Source organism: Pseudoalteromonas sp. FUC4 (assembly GCF_008370255.1).
Taxonomy (GTDB): Bacteria; Pseudomonadota; Gammaproteobacteria; order Enterobacterales; family Alteromonadaceae; genus Pseudoalteromonas.
In genome coordinates, this window is the sequence record NZ_SEUI01000002.1 from 197,418 (window position 1) to 216,650 (window position 19,233).

The 19,233-nt window shown below is 37.5% G+C and carries 16 protein-coding genes and 1 pseudogene; 7 read left to right on the forward strand and 10 right to left on the reverse strand.

Going from position 1 to position 19,233, the window contains the following annotated elements:
• The first annotated feature begins 86 nt into the window (after window positions 1–86).
• The 3 genes from EU510_RS06885 (at window position 87) to EU510_RS06895 (ending at window position 2,420) form a co-directional block, all read left to right on the forward strand.
• On the forward strand, window positions 87–515 hold the full coding sequence (locus EU510_RS06885) for a PACE efflux transporter (RefSeq protein WP_149592846.1): 429 nt from the start codon (window positions 87–89) through the stop codon (window positions 513–515).
• A gap of 53 nt (window positions 516–568) precedes the next feature.
• On the forward strand, window positions 569–1,447 hold the full coding sequence (locus tag EU510_RS06890; RefSeq protein WP_149592847.1) for an AraC family transcriptional regulator: 879 nt from the start codon (window positions 569–571) through the stop codon (window positions 1,445–1,447).
• A gap of 106 nt (window positions 1,448–1,553) precedes the next feature.
• On the forward strand, window positions 1,554–2,420 hold the full coding sequence (locus tag EU510_RS06895; protein ID WP_149592848.1) for a hypothetical protein: 867 nt from the start codon (window positions 1,554–1,556) through the stop codon (window positions 2,418–2,420).
• Between the two features lie 417 nt (window positions 2,421–2,837).
• Here the strand turns inward: EU510_RS06895 and EU510_RS06900 are convergent, their stop codons facing one another.
• Window positions 2,838–3,719 carry a LysR family transcriptional regulator gene (locus EU510_RS06900; protein ID WP_149592849.1) on the reverse strand — a complete coding sequence of 294 codons (882 nt, stop codon included), beginning with the start codon at window positions 3,717–3,719 and terminating at the stop codon, window positions 2,838–2,840.
• Window positions 3,720–3,831: 112 nt separating this feature from the next.
• On the opposite strand from EU510_RS06900, the gene EU510_RS06905 reads away from it, so the two are divergent.
• The gene (locus tag EU510_RS06905; protein WP_149592850.1) at window positions 3,832–4,563 is read left to right on the forward strand and encodes an aspartate/glutamate racemase family protein; all 732 of its coding nucleotides are present in this window, start codon (window positions 3,832–3,834) and stop codon (window positions 4,561–4,563) included.
• Window positions 4,564–4,603: 40 nt separating this feature from the next.
• Here EU510_RS06905 and EU510_RS06910 read toward each other — a convergent pair whose 3' ends face one another.
• The 5 genes and pseudogenes from EU510_RS06910 to EU510_RS06930 form a co-directional block, all read right to left on the reverse strand.
• Window positions 4,604–5,764, reverse strand: coding sequence for an aldo/keto reductase (locus tag EU510_RS06910; RefSeq protein ID WP_149592851.1), 1,161 nt, complete (start codon window positions 5,762–5,764; stop codon window positions 4,604–4,606).
• A gap of 350 nt (window positions 5,765–6,114) precedes the next feature.
• A pseudogene (locus EU510_RS06915) lies at window positions 6,115–7,365 on the reverse strand (NADH:flavin oxidoreductase/NADH oxidase family protein).
• Window positions 7,366–7,527: 162 nt separating this feature from the next.
• Window positions 7,528–8,046: an HD domain-containing protein gene (locus EU510_RS06920; RefSeq protein ID WP_149592852.1), complete on the reverse strand. Its 519-nt coding sequence runs from the start codon at window positions 8,044–8,046 to the stop codon at window positions 7,528–7,530.
• 136 nt (window positions 8,047–8,182) lie between these two features.
• Window positions 8,183–8,497 carry a hypothetical protein gene (locus EU510_RS06925; RefSeq protein ID WP_149592853.1) on the reverse strand — a complete coding sequence of 105 codons (315 nt, stop codon included), beginning with the start codon at window positions 8,495–8,497 and terminating at the stop codon, window positions 8,183–8,185.
• 198 nt (window positions 8,498–8,695) lie between these two features.
• The gene (locus EU510_RS06930; protein ID WP_149592854.1) at window positions 8,696–9,562 is read right to left on the reverse strand and encodes a hypothetical protein; all 867 of its coding nucleotides are present in this window, start codon (window positions 9,560–9,562) and stop codon (window positions 8,696–8,698) included.
• A 251-nt stretch (window positions 9,563–9,813) separates the two neighbouring features.
• On the opposite strand from EU510_RS06930, the gene EU510_RS06935 reads away from it, so the two are divergent.
• The 3 genes from EU510_RS06935 (at window position 9,814) to EU510_RS06945 (ending at window position 11,620) form a co-directional block, all read left to right on the forward strand.
• Window positions 9,814–10,833 (forward strand): helix-turn-helix transcriptional regulator, encoded by a 1,020-nt coding sequence (locus tag EU510_RS06935; protein ID WP_149592855.1) that lies wholly within the window; start codon window positions 9,814–9,816, stop codon window positions 10,831–10,833.
• 74 nt (window positions 10,834–10,907) lie between these two features.
• Window positions 10,908–11,117 carry a hypothetical protein gene (locus EU510_RS06940; protein WP_149592856.1) on the forward strand — a complete coding sequence of 70 codons (210 nt, stop codon included), beginning with the start codon at window positions 10,908–10,910 and terminating at the stop codon, window positions 11,115–11,117.
• 98 nt (window positions 11,118–11,215) lie between these two features.
• The gene (locus tag EU510_RS06945; protein ID WP_149592857.1) at window positions 11,216–11,620 is read left to right on the forward strand and encodes a MerR family transcriptional regulator; all 405 of its coding nucleotides are present in this window, start codon (window positions 11,216–11,218) and stop codon (window positions 11,618–11,620) included.
• A gap of 11 nt (window positions 11,621–11,631) precedes the next feature.
• Here EU510_RS06945 and EU510_RS06950 read toward each other — a convergent pair whose 3' ends face one another.
• The 4 genes from EU510_RS06950 to EU510_RS06970 all read right to left on the reverse strand — a co-directional run bounded on the left by EU510_RS06950 (window position 11,632) and on the right by EU510_RS06970 (window position 19,224).
• Window positions 11,632–11,994: a hypothetical protein gene (locus tag EU510_RS06950; RefSeq protein WP_149592858.1), complete on the reverse strand. Its 363-nt coding sequence runs from the start codon at window positions 11,992–11,994 to the stop codon at window positions 11,632–11,634.
• Window positions 11,995–12,179: 185 nt separating this feature from the next.
• On the reverse strand, window positions 12,180–13,646 hold the full coding sequence (gene rmuC, locus EU510_RS06960; protein WP_149592859.1) for a DNA recombination protein RmuC: 1,467 nt from the start codon (window positions 13,644–13,646) through the stop codon (window positions 12,180–12,182).
• Window positions 13,647–14,708: 1,062 nt separating this feature from the next.
• Window positions 14,709–17,855, reverse strand: a complete 3,147-nt coding sequence (locus EU510_RS06965) for a DEAD/DEAH box helicase (RefSeq protein WP_149592860.1) — start codon at window positions 17,853–17,855, stop codon at window positions 14,709–14,711.
• Between the two features lie 406 nt (window positions 17,856–18,261).
• A complete protein-coding gene (locus EU510_RS06970; RefSeq protein WP_149592861.1) occupies window positions 18,262–19,224 on the reverse strand; it encodes a transcriptional regulator in 963 nt (320 codons plus the stop codon).
• Between the last annotated feature and the right edge of the window lie 9 nt (window positions 19,225–19,233).

Consider the following 19,233-nt stretch of genomic DNA (forward strand, 5'->3'; position numbering starts at 1 on the left):
CTTTTACCGATACTATCTAACTAACATGTATCTTAATAATGAATGAAAATAACCGTCTCGTCATTCACTTAAGAACTTATTTATATATGAACACATTAGAACGTATTTTTCAGGCCCTAATATTTGAGATGATTGCATTATTTATTATTGTTCCTGCATCTGTTTATCTTGGTGGGTTTGCAACAGGAAAAATGGCAATAGTAGGCATTGGTTTATCAATTTTTGCCATGTTGTGGAACTACATTTACAACATAGTGTTTGATAAAATAGCAGGGCATAACCGAAAAGATCGCAGCTTACTAACCCGTGTTACTCATGCATGTGGCTTTGAGCTGGGTATGGTTGTAATAACGCTGCCAATGCTCGCTTGGTATTTAAATATTACATGGCTGGCTGCTGCAGCATTAGAAGCAGGCTTTTTAGTATTTATACTCATTTACACGTATATCTTTAATGTACTGTACGATAAGCATCAGCCATACAAAAAGTGGGTTAATAAATCGCAATGTGCTTGATAAGCTAAAGCTAACTCACATACACTTCATAAAACACATAAAAATAAGCCCGAATGGATATTCCTAACATTGGTTTTAACCATGATAAGTCAGCGCAAGCTGAGCTTGAAATATTGCCTCTTAGTAATTTGTATGAGCGAGACATAATTTCTCACGACCCGCAAATGCCGCATCGAGTCTCGTTTTATATGATTATTTATATAGAACAGGGCAGTGGAAAGCACATGGTTGATTTTATACAATATTCATTTAAGCCAAACACACTTATTTTTTTACAACCCGACCAAGTGCACGCGTTCGACTTTAGTAAGCAACCAACAGGGTATGTTGTATTGTTTACGCAAACATTTTTAGACCGCGTGCATACCAATATGCGCTTACCAAATTACACACCAACCTATTTAAACCAACAACATACGCCATTACTTGACTTAAATACGCATAGCCAAGCACGAGTATTGAGCGCAATAAACGAAATGAAAATAGAAATAGCGCACCCACAATCAGACCCACTCATAGTAATGTATTTATTTAGTGCGCTAGCTTTAGGGTTACACAGGTTACGTCCACAATTACGCCACGATAAAATAAATCCAGAGCAAAGTATTAAGCTAGGTACATTTTATACTTTGCTACAAAGCCATTTTTTAACTATTCGCGATGCTAACTGGTATGCAAACAAACTGCATACAACCTATAAAACCCTTAATAATATTTGTAAATTAAGTACCGGCCTTACAGCAAAGCAAATGATTGACGCGTTTACCTTAATAGAAATAAAACGCCGCCTAGTTATAAGTAATATAACAACCCAAAAACTGGCCTACGACTTTGGCTTTGATGACGCTAGCAACTTTGTTAAATACTTTAAAAAGCACACAGGGGCAACGCCAAGTCAATTTCAGGCAGCTCATAGTAAGGCTATTTTATAATAATGGCTTAGGTTCAACTTTTACCATTTTAGCGCCCATTTACACTCTACTGTACATTTTAAACATTACATAAAATGCCCGCATACAAACATATTAGGGCATTACAATGAAATCACTATTTACTCGCAGTATTTTAGCCACAGCAATTGTTAGCTTAAGTGCATGTGCAAGCGTTGGAAAAAACACTTCAGATCAAGCAGCTGTTAGCATTACCGATAAAGCTGTTGCGGTTATTTCAAGTATAGAAACAGGCGATAGAAAAGCGATTAGCTACATAAATCCAAACCAATACACACAACATAACTTAGACGTTAAAGATGGCCTTGCTGGTTTTGCACAAGCAATGCAACAATTGCCAAAAGGCAGTGTAAAAGCACAAGTAAAACGCGCCTTTGCAGATGGTAACTACACAGTAACCCATACCGAATACAATTTTTTTGGCCCAAAAGTAGGCTTTGATATTTTTAAGTTTGAAAACGGCCAAATTGTTGAACATTGGGATAATCTACAAGCTATAGCATCTGCAAATCCAAGCGGCCGTACTCAGCTAGATGGTGCAACAACCATTACCGACTTAAATAAAACAGCCGCTAATAAAGCGCTGGTTAAACGCTTTGTGAATACCATTTTGATTAACGGTAATATGGCAAAAATAAACGACTTTATTAGCAATGAAAAAGGCGCGTATATTCAGCATAACCCAGCAATAGCAGACGATTTAAGCGGCTTAGGTAAGGCGTTGGGGGAGTTAGCTAAATTAAACATGCCAATGGTAGTGAGTAAAAACCATATTATTTTAGGCCAAGGCAACTTTGTACTTGCAGTAAACGAAGGTACATTTATGAATAAGCATGTATCGTTTTATGATTTATTTCGTGTAGAAAGTGGCAAAATTGTAGAACACTGGGACACTATTGAAACTATTCCTGCAAAAGCACAATGGCAGAACAGCAACGGTAAATTTGGTTTTTAATTAAACCAGACTAGTGCATGTTTGATCTTTGGTGGGTGAATTTACAGCAGTATGTTTGGTTTTTAGGCAAGGCGGAGCCTATGTAGTGTGGTTTTCCCTATGAATAGGCGATAACGCAGCATAAATACCAAACATGCGCTGCCATTTGGGTTCTTTCTAGGGACGATTAACTCTTTGTTGCCTACAGGATGTAGGTAAGGGGCGTGAGCAGGACGTGGAAGCTTTGATCGGTTTTTACTTAGCCCACTAGGTTACAAACCTCGCGCCGCGATTTAATCGTCCCTAGATTGAAAAAATTTAAATCCACAAAGATCAACACGCCCTAATTAGCCCTACTTGATTTATTAAGTAGGGCTAATTTACTCTTTGTACAATTTACCGGCTAACTGTAATGGGGGTTTACAGTAACTTTTTGCGTTATACATTTAGCTCTTTTAATTTATTCCAGACGCTCTCGCCGCCAGGGTGAAGCGCAGCATGATACCGATACGCATAATATGTAATAGGCACGCAATGATGCTTTTGGCCAACCACAACTAAACTTTTCTCTTTTAGTTCTTTAGTAATTACGTAGTTTGGTAACCAAGCAATGCCGTTACCCTCTAAAGCTTGTATTTTTAAAAGCTCTGTCATCGACGATACAAATACTTTTTTAAGTTTAGAGCCCGATATTATCGGCTCTAACTGCCTCCCCATATAAGAATCTAAACTGTAAGCTAAGTGAGGTACAAACCCATCACTTTCTAGATTGTATATTGCTTTACCATTTGCATTGCATGCACTCACTGGCAATAACTCTGCATTGCCTATTTTTTGATGACTAAACGGAGGTAACTTTAATCGTTCGTTATCAAAAGCAATAAGTAGGTCACATGCGCCCTGCTCGAGCGTAGCAGTGGCTTTATCAACATCAATGGCTTCTATATTAAGGACTACCTTACGATCGCTTTCACTATGAAAGTTCGACAGCTTTAGCGCTAAAAACGTAGCTAATGAGTGCGCTGCAGCAACCTTTACCGAGTGAGTTTCTTCAGAGGAAAGTTCTTCTAACATACTCACTGAGGTATTCATTTGGTTTATTAGATTACGCGCTGTTATATGAAATATTTTACCGCTTGAGGTAAGTGCAATTGGTAAGTTTTCTCTGTCTATTAACTCTGCACCTACGGCTTCTTCTAACGCTTTAATTCGTCGGCTAAAAGCAGGTTGCGTTATATGCCTTAGCCTTGCGGCCTGAGAAAAGCTTTTTGTATTAGACAAGGCCAAAAAATCTTCTAACCATTTACTCTCTATATTCATAATACTCATTCAAGATATGCAATTTAAGCATGGGCTGTAAAATAATAGCATTATTCAAACTAAATAAAACACTATAAATTAAGTCTACAAACTCAATAACTGGAAAGCAATCATGCTCAGAACTCTTGGAGTATTAGGCGGAATGGGGCCTTTGGCTACTGCCTCATTTATGAATCAGGTAATTGCGCTATCACCTGCTAAAAATGATCAAGAGCACATACCTATGTTTATAAGGAATATCCCGCAAATTCCTGACCGAACAAAATTTTTAATGGGTATTGAAGATGAAAACCCATTGTTTGAGCTAAAAAAAGGCTTTAAAGAGCTAACAAGCTTAGGTGTAAGCTGTATTGTTGTACCGTGTAATACCGCGCATTACTGGTACGACGCATTAACTCAAAATGCCGATGTACACACCATTAGCATTATAAAAAGCGTTATTAAACAAGTTAAAGCAACCACTAAGCAAAGAGTGGGTATTTTAGCCACTACAGCCACACTAAATATGGGTATTTATCAAAACGCATTTGAGCAGCACAATATTGATTTTATTGAGCCAAACACACAGCAGCAAATGGCTATTATGGATGGTATAACAGCTGTAAAAGCAGGGGATTTAAATACAGGGCGCAACTTATTAAGCAAGGCTTACGAGTCAATGCTTGCCCAAGGTGCAGATTGCGTGTTGTTTGGCTGCACCGAAATACCACTGGTATTAGCCACACAAGCTAAGCAATCGCCTGATACCTGTTTAGATACCATCGCTATTTTAGCGCAAGAGTGCGTTAACTGGGCGTATGCAGATTACAAAAAATCAGCACATTCATTGTCGAATGTAGCTTAAAAGGATGTGCTTAATCAAAAGCACACCGTTGAGTTAGTACTTATACAGGCGCATTTTGCTCGATGAGGTTTTTAGCTTTTAACTCACTCCAAAATGCATCTGGAATAGTTACCTTCATTGACGCAACATTTGCATTAATTTGATCTGCAGTACGCGCACCTGGCACTATTGAGGCCACAGTGGACGGTGCTTCTGCAAATTGCAGCGCTGCTGTTTTAATGTCGATGCCATGCTTGGTAGCAACTTCACTAATTGCATTGTACTTTTGCTGCATAGGCGCAGGAATTTTAGGTGAGTAATTAAAGCGATTTCGCCCAGTTAAAAAACCTCCATTGAGTGGCGCCCCAATAACGGCGGAGATCCCTCGTTTATCAAGCATAGGGAAGGTTTTATTAAGTGCTTCTTTGTGATCTAAAATAGAGTACTGCAGCGCTAATAAACAAATATCGGGATCTGACATATCAAGCGCTTTGTAAACGGCATGCGGTGTATTAACACCAAAGCCCCAACCTTTAATTATTCCCTCGTCGCGCATTTTCGTAAGCTCAGGAATCGCCCCTTTTGCCGCTTGATCAAAGTACTTAAGCCAGTCGTCGCCCATATCACTATTTTGAGGCGATAAATCGTGAATATAAACAATATCAAGCGACGCCACGCCAATTCTTTGTAGAGTATCCTCAATTGAACGACGCGTGCCCGAGGCTGAATAATCATACTTATAATGAAACGGTGAATGATCGGCCCAGTGCCAGCTATTTTCTAAAGGCTCAGCAGAGGGAGTAAGCAAGCGCCCCACCTTGGAGGATAAAACAAAGTCTTCGCGTTTTTTATTACGTAATAAATCCCCAAAGCGCCTTTCACTTAGGCTTAAACCATAAAACGGAGAAGTATCGTAATGCCGTATGCCTGCGTCCCACGCAGCATTTAGCATTGTTAAGATTTCTGTATCGCTAGATATGGTGTTAAAGCCGTTACCAGCCGCTAAACCGCCTAGCCCCATTCGTGCTTCAGGGCGATAATGTTTAGCGTTTGTAACATCGTTGGTTGGTAGGCGTGCACTTTTATCAATTGGGCCCTTAGTTGGCATAAGTTGCCCTTGAGACATTTTTACTTTTAGCTGCTCAGCCAATGCTGATGCACTAAAAATAGAGCCCAAACTTAAAGCTGCTCCTGCTTTTATAAAGTTTCTGCGAGATACCATGTAACCTTTCTCCTTGAGTAACGTTAAATATCTACGCTATACGCTAGTATAAATTTCAAGCAAAAACAACAAAAGCAGTTAAAATAAAGTTTAATATTATCAACAAGATGAGTTGAATTAACAAGCACTGAATAGGTGTTCTATTTAACATTAATGAATGATTATTTAGATTGTTGGTACAGTAATTAAACATGCACAAAATGGTGCACTTTAATAGCTTGATAAAAAAGCATTCTTCCACCATGGTGCACCTTTTAATACCAACAAACACAATATTTAAGTGGTTACATTTATTACAATGTATACATAACTAAACAAAAGGTAAAAAATTAACAGGCAAAACTAAAAGCTTAATTAAGCTCTTTAGTAAAGCGCTTACGGTAGCGCTTTGTAAGCTTAACTGAGCGTATTTGATCGCTTATCAAAGTAAAAATAGCGGAGGCATTTGCTTTAACGTGTTTGCCTTGGCCAACTCGGCGAATTTGCCTTTTTAGCAGTGCCATAGTGGCAAGCCCAGCAAGAGTTTTGTCTTTAAAGGTAACACGCGGCATAAGCAGGTTTTGCGTTGGCTGTGTTTGCCAGCTATTAACTAAATTTGGCTGATAGGCCAGTGCAGTGGCCATACCAACGAGCGCTACGCCTGAGTTAATTACTTTATTTGCCACATCTAATCGGCTAATGCCACCGGTGGTCATAATGGGTATGGTTGATTGCTCGCTAATTGCTTTGGCAAACTCTAAAAAGTACGCCTCACGTGCAAGTGTTCGCTCATCGCCTGTTTGGCCTTGCATAGCCGGTGCTTCGTAACTTCCGCCCGAAAGCTCTACAAAATCAACCTTTAATGTGCTTAGCATATTAACAACCGCTTGTGCGTCACTTGGTTCAAAGCCACCGCGCTGAAAATCAGCTGAGTTAAGTTTTATGGATACCGAAAAACTCTCGCTACAATGTGCTTTAACGCTTTTGGTAATTTCAAGTAATAAGCGGGCGCGATTTTCAAGGCTACCGCCCCATTTATCATCTCGTTTATTAGTAAGAGGAGATAAAAACTGTGCTAATAAATAGCCATGTGCAGCATGTATTTGTACGCCATTAAAGCCTGCTTTTTCAGCCTGTAAGACTGTTTGTGTAAAACGCGTGACTACATCGTTAATATCACTTTGAGTCATTGCCTTTGGCTGAGCAAATAAATGTGAATGTTTACCCACATCAAGCGCAATGTCTGAGGCACTAAAGACTTTTCCGCCCATATTTTTAAACACTTAGCGACCAGGGTGATTAATTTGCATAACAATTTTACAATCGTTTTGTTGCGCTAAGCGCGCAAGTTCTGCACATGCTGTTATATCTGCTTGTTGCTCAAGTGCTAGGCCTCCTGGACCTATCATAGCAAGATGATCGACCATAACATTACCGGTAATAATTAACCCGCAGCCGCCCTTTGCCCATTCACTGTATATATTTTTAAGCACTTGCGATGGCGTTTGGTTAGCCTCTGCGAGGTTTTCTTCCATGGCTGCTTTTACTACTCGGTTTTTAAGCGCTAAGCCACTTGGTAAAGTAAAAAAGGTAAATGCAGCGTGTTGTTTATTTTCAGACATTACGAAAACCATAAATTGACATTACAGGCACTATAACCTTAAAGTCAGCTTTAAGGTCAACCACTCATATTTAAGCTAAGTTTAGGGCTAGGCAAAAAAGAAGCATATGCCATTAATTAAACTTGGGGAGTCTAGAAGGTCGATTTAGGCAAATAGAGAGGACTATTTAGCGATATAGTTTGCTCTTCTTCTTAAATACTCATCATGCAATGAAAGACTAGATGCTTTACAGATCCCAGCAACCTGATCTAACCAGAGTAAGTACTCAGTCTGCCGATTTAATGTCCAACCGGATGGTATTGCTGAAGCATTAGAGCACAAATCCGCTAATTTGATACGCTTTACCGAGTTTGGCTTTTTAGGAAGTGCTTTGAGCGTTTCTTCTCGTCGCTCTGCTAAGCATAACGATTTATCGTCTGAAAGTGCTTCTACTAACTCCAGAACACGATGACCACAGGTTTTATAAACTTCTTCTGTCGTGACGTCAGTGTCCTCTAAAATATCATGGAGTATTGCGGCGCATAGTTCTTCGTCGTCATCAACTCCAGCTATATCAGCAAGCAGGACTGCAACTTCTATCAAATGATTAATATAGGGCGAACCATCTGATTTTCGCTTTTGCTGCTCATGATATTTTGAAGCCAAAGCTAGTGATTTAATTAAAAGCTTGTTTGAGCTCATTTTGCAACCTTAGAGTAATATTTATTATAGTTAAAACTGCAAAGTACAACTTCTTAGGTTGAACTAAAATAGCACTTTGAACGTAGCCTCTAAATTTTAGGAACAGGCAAGTCTTGCATAACCACCTAAATTAGAATTACTTTATGTATTCATCATATTGACGTTGTAGTTCTAACCAAGTTGCAGCGCCAACTTTTGTGGTTTTTTCTAGCTTTGTGGCAAGTGTAGAATCAACAGCCAAATTCCCTACCATAAATTGCTTAAGGGTCTCAATTTCTATGTTTGATTTATCAGCGAGGTATTGATTGCCCTTGGATTCAAATTTATCTAAGCAATTTCGCTTAAAAAAGTTTGAAGGGTGTTTTCGAAAGCCACCATCGGGTCGTTTTACTAGCTTTAAATCCTTTAGAGGAATCCTTTTGCTGAGCTTTATAAAGTTATAATTAGTCATGTGATTTATTTGCACTCCTTTTTATAACTTAATGGTTTTTCTAAAAAAGGCCTACATTAAGTAGGCCATTACGAAAAAGTTTCTCACACTTTTTCTTCTGCCCCATCACGGAAGCAACACATGCTAATAATATAAAATACTTGCGACAGAATAAGTCGCAATATCGTTGTTTTTATTAAATATCGATCATCTAGTTACTCAACGCAGTAAGTTTAAGAAGCCCACCCATGCATTTTTTGAATCAGGCTTTCTGAGAGTGAAAACAAATAACTCAACGGAACCTCCGTTAATGAGCATATTAGTAATTGTTGTTAACTGTTCAACATCTTGAGGGTCTGAAATAAGCGTGTCGTCATCTAAAGATGCTTGCAAAGCAAACTTACTATCAAAGTCTCGACGGTCTAAATTCAAGTAAGCGATTGACTCATCTTGATGTTGCGCTCGCAGTTTTTTAATTTCTTTAGGGTGTTCATCCTCACCTAATTCTTTTAAGAGAAAGTCAATTTGATAGTCATTGATATTAATCTGCCAGCCTAGCTCAGTTTTAATTGCTTTATTATTTAACAAATCTTGTTCAAGGTCGTATTCATCAATAACAGGTGGTTTATTTTCATGATAAAAATCCAATAAATGTTGTGATAACTTTTCACTCAATTGAAATTCTTTTTTGTCGGTTAATGTATGGGTCAAACAGTTTAAAGACTGCCATTTTCTTTTTCTTAAGGTATCTAATAACTCATTAGCCACTTTTTTTGCTGGAAATTCGGCATAATCTTTCTGATTTATATGCCCTTCGTACTGAACGGCAAACAACTCTTTATCGCTGTTGTTAATATTTAATATATCATCAACATAAATCCAGTGAGGCTTAGAATGTTCATCGGTAACGCCATCACTTGTTACTTTATAAGCTAATATCATTTGCTTGATTTTTATAGGATCGTTGGTATTTATTGGAATGAGGTATTTTATTTTTCGACTTGGAGTGATTAACAGGCCATCATTTTCAAATGAGCTGTACAACGTACTATTTTCATAGCTTCTAATGTGAAAGTCTGCTTTCATTAAATTTCCTTGCTGAATGTTTATTTAATAATAGAGAAGCTTGAGGGCCTAAAACATGGGTTGCGGGGCTTTTAAACAACTTCCTTATCATCGTTATCGCGCAGAGTAACCCAAAGTACACCGCTATAAAAGTGCTTTTATATATAAAATAGTGCAATTACCCTATATACATAGATATTGTAACCTACTGTTATTATTTAATTTATGATAATATTTCTGCAATTTTAAGTTATGATAAGCGCCCAAAGTTGATGCCAACGGCTAAAGGAAAGACTCTCCCTCGCATTATTAATATGATGCAACTCATCCCCATTACTCCTAGATGGACAACGGCCAAAATTCTACAGTCAAGCCTTGAAGATAGAGGGTTTACAGTCACAAAGCGAACTGTAGAGAGAGATTTAGTGGAAGTAGCTGACTTATTTGGACTAGTAAGTTCAGATTCACCTGACGGGTACAAATGGTCTTATTCAAGAAAACGTTCTGATATCTTCTTACCATCTATTTCTGCAGAAGAAGCTTTATCACTTCAGCTAGTAGAACAACACCTCCAAGATTTTTTCCCAAGGGAAGTGTTTTCTCAGCTTGATGCAATTTTTAAAAAGTCAAAAGATACGCTGGTAAGATCACAGTTATTGCACTCATGGCCATCGAAAATTGCGAGTTTGCCACATGTTTTAGCTTTTAAACCATTAAACATTGATACTGGAATTAAATCTCTAATTACCCAAGGAATATTAGAGCAAAGAAAAATGGAGATAACTTATGGTGGTTCCGATTCTGTCCATCTTATATCACCGCTAGGTATGTTGATAAGAGACACTAAGCTGGTTCTTATTTGCTACTTTTATGACTATAAAGAACCTAGACATCTTCTTTTTCATCGAGTTAATAGCGCTAAAATATTAAATGAAACGTTTGATACTGACTTTAATACTTTAAAATACTCTCAAACAGGTGCTGTTGGTATATTAGTAAATGCAGAGAAAATTGAAGTAAAACTCGCTGTAAAAGGCTATGTCAAAGAGCTATTCCAAGAGTCAGCTATTAATGCTAGTCAGAAAATTAATAACGAAAGGACTTTGCCTGATTTGACTACTCAAAATGATTGGGTAGATGTTTCTATTCAATTACCCCATACCTTAGAGTTGGAGAACTGGCTCATGGGTTTGTCAGATCACATTATTGTAAAGGCACCAGAGCAGCTAAAAGCCAGAGTTATAAGACGGATGATAAAATCATTAGGGCACTATGGAATTAGCACCGAATAAAATACGCGACCTATTTTGTCGTAGTTAGGCCTTAAGGTATTTATTTGAAATAATTAAGATAATTGGAGAAAGTAATGTCTTGTTCTTGTCAGGTTAAAAATTTAGAAACCGTTTTTAAAGCAAAATACAGAAGATTGCTCTTTCTCGTATTTTTAATAATTTTTGCTAGCGGGCTTACAAGTTATAACAAAGATAAAAAAATTCAAGAACTAGGAGCTGCAATACAAAAGTTAGAGAACTCAGTTCAAACTATTAAAAGTAAAAATAGCGCTTACATGGAGTAAGGTTGTAATGTGTACTACTGAGCGTTCTAATTTATTAAAGTGAAGTAGATCGCTCGTTAACTTTAAGGTCAACTGTCATTTTAGGTTAATGGGTAACAATGAAAATAGGTGAACTAGCTAAACAAAGCGGCACAGCAGCCAGCACTATAAGGTATTACGAAAGCATAGGTTTGCTACCAGCAAGCGTAGGTAACAGCAATGGCTATCGCCAATACACAGCAAATAGTGTTGAGCAGCTAAAAGTAATTAAGTTTGCACAAAGCTTAGGGTTTTCACTTGAAGAAATACCCACACTAGGTAAGCCAAACAAAGGGCTAGATCACACTGCTATTATTGAGCGTCTCACTCAAAAACAACATGAGGCCAATGCACGGATAGAGCAGCTACAGCGTAAATCAAAACGTATTGGTAGTTTAATTACCCTGCTAGATGCAAACTGGTCTAAAGGAGAGTGTATTGGCGATCAAAAAATAAATGAGTTGTTGAATGAGTTGGAATACTAAAGGCGTGACCTCTAGTTTAGTGCCTGATTACCATGAAAATTTACATAAAGCGTTTGTAAGTTGACAGGCACTAGAGGCCACCCAACCGCAATAGTATGAGAACTTACACCCCAAAATAGTGTTTCTACGTAATATACGTCTATGTATTCAATTACTTTTGCATCTGCATTTAATAACTTTTGAGCCATGTAATTTAAATAACGCTGGGCTTGTTTAATATTACCGAGAGTAACAGCGTGTGTTGTGGCTTTAGAAAATGCCTCCATTTTAAACGTGGTTTCATCTTCATTGTAGATGCTCATTAACACTTTAACTTCAGGAAATTGAACGCTGATTTCGTTCAATAAGTTATAAACTACGTCATCAGTTTTCATAAATTGAACTCCGCGCTTAAAAGTGCAAAGCATTTAAGATCGTGAAATTGCCCTTTCCAAAAACCACTTTGTCGTCTTATGCCTTTTGGATTAATAAGGGTTAACGTTAACCTTTGTGAACTCAGTAACGGGAAAATCATTAACCCTCCTTTAATTTATAAATGAAAAGCTACTGTATACTAAGCCTAATCAAGCTCTAACTGGGCTTTTTCTACGCTTTCGTTTGGTAACTCTTTTTGAACCGATACACCTAACTCTTTAAATTCTGATGCTTGTTTAATTAAATTACCTTTACCACGGTATAGCTGCGAAAATGCTTTATCATAACTTTCTTTCGCTTTATCAAGCTGCTTACCTACGCCCTCCATGCTCAATAAAAAACCATTGAGCTTGTTATAAAAACGCTCAGCTCGGCTTGCCAGCTCTTTTGAGTATTTAGTTTGCTCTTCAAAACGCCAAAGCTGTTTAACAATATTTAGACTAGTAAGCAGGGTCGTGGGTGTGGCTACCAGTATGTTTTTTTCGATTGCTTGTTGGTAAATATCGCTTTGATATTTGAGTGCTTCTACAAAGGCTGATTCAATTGGTACAAACATAACCACAACTTCTGGCGAGTTAATACCAGGTAAGCGGTCGTATGATTTACTCGCAAGTTCATTAATACGCGCTGTAACGGCGCTTACATGATCTTTAATTGCTTGGCTAGCCTCTAGCTCATTTTCGGCGTTTACATAGCGTGTATATGCATTTAATGATGTTTTAGCATCAATGACTAAGTGGCGACCTTGTGGTAAGTAAACAACTACATCAGGGCGCAAGCGGCCGTCTTCAGTGTTAAACGATACTTCGCGCTTATAATCAACGCCAGCACGTAAGCCAGCGCTATCTAATACATTTTCGAGCATGAGCTCGCCCCAATTACCTTGGGTTTTCTTTTGCCCTTGTAGGGCGTTACTAAGCTTGTCGGCTTGATCTGTTATAGCTTGGCTTTTAGCTTGCAAATGCAGTAGCTCGGTTTTGAGCGCAGTGCGTTGTTTTATATCTTCAACGTGCATTGATTCCATTTTATCTCTAAAGCCTTTTAGCTCGCCTTGAACTGGTTTTAATAATTGTTCAATGCTTTCTTGATTTAAGGTTTTAAAGCTTTGTGATTTTTCTTCTAGTATTTTATTGGCTAGATTTTCAAATTCTTTTTTGAGTGTATTTTTACTTTGCTCAATTTGCGCGAGTTGCTCGCTAAAGTTTTGCTGCTTTTGCTCAAGCGTAGTGCGCATATTATTATATTCAACATCGCGTTGATTATATTGCTCGCGAAGCGCTGCAAGCTCGCCTTCGGCTTTACGCCAAAAATGATTGTATTGAATGCTTTGTTTTTCTTGTTCGCTAAAACGCGTTTTAAAATGCTGCGCTTCATCACGCTGCTCTTGGTGAGTATGTTCTAGCAATTCATGATCTTCTTGCAAGGCGCTATATTGCAGCTCTTTGTTATCAAATTGATTTTGTAACAGGGAAAGCTGTTGCTGTTGTTCGCTTATTTGTAGATGTAGCTTTTTACGAAGTTGCGTTGATACAAAACCGTAAAATAGGGCGCCTAACGCAACACCAGCACCTGCGCTTAGCCAATCAATATTAGTGAGTACTTGAGTGAGCATAAAAATAAACTTATAAAATTTAGAGACATGCCATCATAACCAATAACAAGCAACAGAAGTAGGGGAGCAAAGAAATTACAGACATAAAAAAACCAGCTCAAAATAAGCTGGTCAAATATTACTAAATTAAGTAATCAAAGGGAAAATCAACATGTGCCCGTGCAAGCTGCAACTTAAATATATTATCACCAAAATAAAAAGGATTATTGGGTGAAGCTATATAACAACAGACACTAGAGTAGACCGGGAAACGAAATAATTAATTCAAATTAACTTACGAAAGATCATTTATTTTTATTCGGGCTGATTTAAACAAATTTTGGGTATAAAAAAAGCCAGTTCAAACTGAACTGGCTTAATCATTACTAAAATTAGTAATCAAATAGGGGAAATCAACATAAAACCTGTATTAACTGCAATTAATCAACAAGCATAATTGTAGACGCCGCTCTTTGAATTAAGTTCATAAAAAGATCAAAACTTTTAAAATAAAAATTAAACGCTAAATTTTGGGCATAAAAAAAGCCAACTCAAAATGGGCTGGCTCAATCATTACTAAAATTAGTAACTAAATGGGGGGAATCAACATGAAAACTTGTATTAACTGCAATTAATCAACAAGCATAATAGTAGACGCCACTTTTTAAATTAAGTTCATAAAAAAATAAAACTTTTAAAATAAAAATTAAACGCTAAATTTTGGGCATAAAAAAAGCCAACTCAAAATGGGCTGGCTTAATCATTACTAAAATTAGTAACTAAATGGGGGGAATCAACATGAAAACTTGTATTAACTGCAATTAATCAACAAGCATAATAGTAGACGCCGCTTTTTGAATTAAGTTCATAAAAAGATCAAAACTTTCAAAATAAAAATTAAACGCTAAATTTTAGGCATAAAAAAAGCCAACTCAAAATGGGCTGGCTTAATCATACTAAAATTAGCAACTAAATAGGGAATCAACATGATGCTTGTGCTAACTGCAATTAACCTACAAGCATAATAGTAGACGTCCGCTTTTAAATTAAGTTCATAAAAAAGATAAAACTTTTTAGAGCAATTTAATTTTTAATGAGCGACAACATTTGTTGCTCATCAAATTTAGTAAAGCTCATTGATTTATCGGTAAATAATGCATCTACAAGCGCTTGCTTATCTTGTTGCATTTTAAATACTTTTTGCTCTATTGAATTATTCATTACGAGCTTATAAACAAATACTGGGTTAGTTTGGCCAATACGGTAAGCTCTATCTGTCGCTTGCTTTTCTACGGCAGGGTTCCACCATGGATCAAAGTGAATAACGGTATCGGCTTGTGTTAGGTTAAGGCCTGTTCCGCCGGCTTTTAAGCTAATTAAAAACACGGAGGTTTTACCATTGGTAAACTCGTCGATTACTTTATCTCGTTGACGCGTTTGTCCTGTAAGCATACTAAAGTTAATGTTTATTTCTTCAAGGCGTTGGGCTATTAAATCGAGTGCCGATGTAAACTGACTAAATATAATAATCTTTCGACCAAGGCTTAGCATAAGCGGTAAGTGTGTTGTTAACCATTCAAGCTTAGCGGAGCCTGCTTGAGTATCTGGGTCTATTAATTTAGGGTGGCAACAAATTTGCCTTAACTTTAATAGCGCTTCTAGAAAAGCCAACTTACTTTTTTGCACGCCTTGTTCGGCAAATAAGTCTATTAGCTTCTCTTCTAATGAACGTGTAATGCCTTGATACATTTCTTTTTGCTTAGGTTCAAATTCAAACTCTTTAGTTAGCTCTGTTTTTTCTGGCAGCTCTTGAGCAACTTGCGCTTTAGTACGGCGCATTATAAAGGGCATAATTAGCGCTTTTAACTGCTCTGCACGTTCCATATCAGCTTCACGCTCAATAGGTGTTTGAAAGTGCTGCTTAAAGTGGGCTTGAGACCCAAGTAACGATGGCATAGCAAAATCGAGTAACGATTTAAGCTCAAATAAATTATTCTCGATTGGAGTACCACTTAAACAAAGTTTAAAGTCGGCATTTAAGCGTTTAACTAATCGCGAAACCTGTGCAGTATCGTTTTTAATATATTGTGCTTCATCGAGTATTATATTTTCAAAATATAATGGCGAATAATATGCAATATCACGCTTTAAAAGCGGGTATGTAGTAAGAATACATTGCGCTTGTGCTAAGTGTTGTAAAGGATCGTTACGATTTGATCCGAAAATAGTGGTTACTTTTAAACTTTTAGCAAACTTAGTAATTTCGTTTTTCCAATTACTTACCAAGCTAGTTGGGCATACTATAAGTGTAGGGCCTGCTTGTGGGCGGTTAAATGTGCTCGCTAAAAATGCAATAACTTGGAGTGTTTTACCCAATCCCATGTCGTCAGCTAAAATACCACCTAATTGATGACGCTTTAAAAAGCTAAGCCAATCAACGCCTTGCTGTTGGTACTCACGCAGTGTTACTGAGTCATTTAAGCCATGTAATGAAACCTTAGGCATTGCCTTATCGGTATTATTTAACTCTTGTAAATATAGATCAAGTGAATCGTCGTGAAGCTCTACGTTAATAGCTGTGTGCTTTACTAGTTCTGGTAAATACGAAAGCGGAATATTAAATTCGTCACGTGTTTTTACAAATTCAAAGCGTTCTTTAAATTCGTTTAATAAGTTAATAGCAGACTTATTAATAACCCCAAATTGACGACCAAGCGGGTAGTAATAAAATAATTCACTTTGTCGATTTAATGATTGATATAGCGGATCAGCATTAGTAAACAACAGCGCTGCTTTTGCGTCACACAACAATACTTTACAGTGCATTTGATGCCCTGCTGCACGGTGCACATGTAAACTCACTTCACACTGTGGATTAGGGCTTGTTACTTTACTTACACTGACTTGCCAACCACGCTGCTTAAAGCTGGGAAATACTTCGTATATTAGCCAATGCAAATGGATAGGAGATTGCTTTGTAAATACAAGTTCACTTTGTAAACCCCCTTTACAAAATTCAAACCCTAGATTAATTAGCTCGTTAGTTACGGTGTTTTCAAATGCACTATTTATAGTACTTGCTGGGGCAGAACCAGCTAAATAGTTTTTATTTTTATACTTAAATAACAGCGAAAGTGATAAACCTTGCTCGCCCATTTTTACTTTTAAAACAGCGTTACTAGATAGCTTAGGTAACGTTGGCTGCAAGTTAGTAGGGTGCGGTATAACACCTGCACCAAAGTTATCGGCAAGCTGTTTGTATATTCTGTCAAAATTAGCGTCATGCAAAGCAGGCATAGTTTGTAAATGCGCTATTTCGTCTGCACTCAATGGTGTACGAAGACGACCCGCTTTTAAATGATCTAAATCGAGATAAGTAGGTGGTGTTGTTTTTAATAAAGCCCAGTTTTGGGTTTGCTCAAGCTTAATAACTAATTGTGATAGGTCTTTGTCTTGCTTCCAACTAAAACTCAATGCTTGACCAGATTGCGCTTTAATTGGCACGCGAGAGCGCTGAAAAAACAAACGCTCTGTAGCTATCAATTGTTGTAGGGCACTAAAGCCCCACTGTCCTTTTAGCTCAATACTTCCTACTGCATTTTGTGAACGTATCCAACTAAATAATCTAAAGTCACTTTCGAGTAAGTCACTCGGCGTTACAAAACTATTTAACTGCTGCTCAGTGAGGTTTCGGCCTAACGTGTAATTCTTTTTAGTCTCAACATTCGCTATTTTAGGTGTTAAAAATACTTTGTTATTTTCAATATCTAATACAAATAATAATACTTGCGACGGTGTAGTTTGCTCACCACTTTTAAGTGCGCTTAATTCACTAAACCAATCATTAATAAAGTAATCTTCGCCGTACTCACCAGAATGCTCTATTTTAAGCTTAAATAAGATAGCTGCTAAATGTCGGCATTTGGTTTTTGCATTACACGTACAGTGTGTATCAACAGAATAACCAGTTGGTACTTTACTGATCTCAATACGTTGGTTAAATGATGATCCGTTATCCACTTGCACGGTAGAGTCTACAACAGAAAAATTTGGGGTATGCTCTAGCCAGGTGATTTGACCTTTCTTGTAGTACTCTTTGCCTTTATCTAAGACATTTTCGCGGAAAAGTTTTTTAATAAAGCGTTCAGACAGAGGAAACTGGGTAGCCTGCTCATTTTTAATTTCTTCAAAAATAGCCATTAAATCATTTTTTGATAAGTTAGCAGACATGTCACTCTAAGCATTAAATTTTAAAAATAATTCTGCCAGTATATGCCTTATGTGCTCTGAGCTAAAGCACTATTAACAAGTTATAAACTGGTTGGAGCTGATAGCTTAGTAAAAAATCGGTTTGTAGGTAAAAATGAGTATAAAAATGCGTAAAATATTAGACATTACATACAAATATGAAGATTAAACCACACGTTATAGATCACAATTTTACTAACAATAATAACAAACCAAGAGCAAATAGCTAAAAGGGGGTGATTAGTTAGTAAAAAAGTGATCTTGAAGAGGAAATATGATTATTTAAAGTAGGATTAGGCTAGTAAAGATCAGATTTTTACTAACAAAACAATCTGTCAGATCAGTATTTAACTAAGTAAACATGTCTGACAGATCATTATTTAACTAACTAATTGAAGGCACTTAATAACTTAGTTAATTGTTCTAAGCGCTTGTCTGTCATCACTTTATTGTCAATTTTTATAGACACATCACCACTTTTTAAATTGCGTTGTACCGATACAAACTTATTTTCAAGTACAGCTTCACGCTTAACAGCAACTTGAGGCTCAGCAGTTAGGCATTTAGTGATTGCCATTGCACGCTTGTCGTCACTTGTAATGGCTTTTAGCTCTTCATCACTAGCTAGATCACTAACAAGTTGATTAAACGCCTCTTGGTCTCTCTCCTTTGCGCTCATGAGCTTTTTAGCCACTTCGCGACCCACGTGATTCGCAGTAGGGTAGAGTGAAATAACTTCAGCAGGTATTTGTTCATACGCTTTAACAGCATCTGCAATGGCGGTGTGTGATACACCTTCAATTGCAGCAATCTCTCTGTAAGACCCTTTTTTACCTTGTTCAATAAGCTCGTTTTTAGTTTGCTGGTAAGCTTGTCCTAGCTCCCATAAGCTCGGGGCAATGTACTGATCTGAAGATACAGCTAAAATTTTAGCGTCTTGCTCAGTAAAGTCACTTGAACTAAGTACTAAATAATCGGCGTTACCTAAAATACAGGCCATACGACGGCGAGAACCCGCTAAAACTAAGCTCTTATCTCCCTGATCCCAAAGTAACGCAGGGTGCTGATTACGGCCATCATCGCTAATGGCAGGTAAAATATCCGATACTGACTTTTCGTTTAGAAGTGCTTGTACACGGCGGTTTTTACCGTATACACCTGTTGTAGATTCAATGTCAGCGTGTGCGATCACTTTGCAAACAAGTGTAATTTGGCGCTCAGGATCGCTCGGTGCTGGCATGCGAATTACATCACCAGCATTTGCTTGTTCAAGTAATGCGTCAAGGCTACTACTTCCTACAGCTGTTGCAAATGGATCTAAGCGGGTGTCATTTTTACGTTTTTTAGCCATTTTTATTTA

What these genes read in the sequence shown, in the direction of transcription:
- EU510_RS06885 (WP_149592846.1), top strand. Translation starts at nt 87, where the DNA reads ATGAACACATTAGAACGTATTTTTCAGGCCCTAATATTTGAGATGATT.
- EU510_RS06890 (WP_149592847.1), top strand. Translation starts at nt 569, where the DNA reads ATGGATATTCCTAACATTGGTTTTAACCATGATAAGTCAGCGCAAGCT.
- EU510_RS06895 (WP_149592848.1), top strand. Translation starts at nt 1,554, where the DNA reads ATGAAATCACTATTTACTCGCAGTATTTTAGCCACAGCAATTGTTAGC.
- EU510_RS06900 (WP_149592849.1), bottom strand. Translation starts at nt 3,719, where the DNA reads ATGAATATAGAGAGTAAATGGTTAGAAGATTTTTTGGCCTTGTCTAAT.
- EU510_RS06905 (WP_149592850.1), top strand. Translation starts at nt 3,832, where the DNA reads ATGCTCAGAACTCTTGGAGTATTAGGCGGAATGGGGCCTTTGGCTACT.
- EU510_RS06910 (WP_149592851.1), bottom strand. Translation starts at nt 5,764, where the DNA reads ATGGTATCTCGCAGAAACTTTATAAAAGCAGGAGCAGCTTTAAGTTTG.
- EU510_RS06920 (WP_149592852.1), bottom strand. Translation starts at nt 8,046, where the DNA reads ATGAGCTCAAACAAGCTTTTAATTAAATCACTAGCTTTGGCTTCAAAA.
- EU510_RS06925 (WP_149592853.1), bottom strand. Translation starts at nt 8,497, where the DNA reads ATGACTAATTATAACTTTATAAAGCTCAGCAAAAGGATTCCTCTAAAG.
- EU510_RS06930 (WP_149592854.1), bottom strand. Translation starts at nt 9,562, where the DNA reads ATGAAAGCAGACTTTCACATTAGAAGCTATGAAAATAGTACGTTGTAC.
- EU510_RS06935 (WP_149592855.1), top strand. Translation starts at nt 9,814, where the DNA reads ATGCCAACGGCTAAAGGAAAGACTCTCCCTCGCATTATTAATATGATG.
- EU510_RS06940 (WP_149592856.1), top strand. Translation starts at nt 10,908, where the DNA reads ATGTCTTGTTCTTGTCAGGTTAAAAATTTAGAAACCGTTTTTAAAGCA.
- EU510_RS06945 (WP_149592857.1), top strand. Translation starts at nt 11,216, where the DNA reads ATGAAAATAGGTGAACTAGCTAAACAAAGCGGCACAGCAGCCAGCACT.
- EU510_RS06950 (WP_149592858.1), bottom strand. Translation starts at nt 11,994, where the DNA reads ATGAAAACTGATGACGTAGTTTATAACTTATTGAACGAAATCAGCGTT.
- rmuC (WP_149592859.1), bottom strand. Translation starts at nt 13,646, where the DNA reads ATGCTCACTCAAGTACTCACTAATATTGATTGGCTAAGCGCAGGTGCT.
- EU510_RS06965 (WP_149592860.1), bottom strand. Translation starts at nt 17,855, where the DNA reads ATGTCTGCTAACTTATCAAAAAATGATTTAATGGCTATTTTTGAAGAA.
- EU510_RS06970 (WP_149592861.1), bottom strand. Translation starts at nt 19,224, where the DNA reads ATGGCTAAAAAACGTAAAAATGACACCCGCTTAGATCCATTTGCAACA.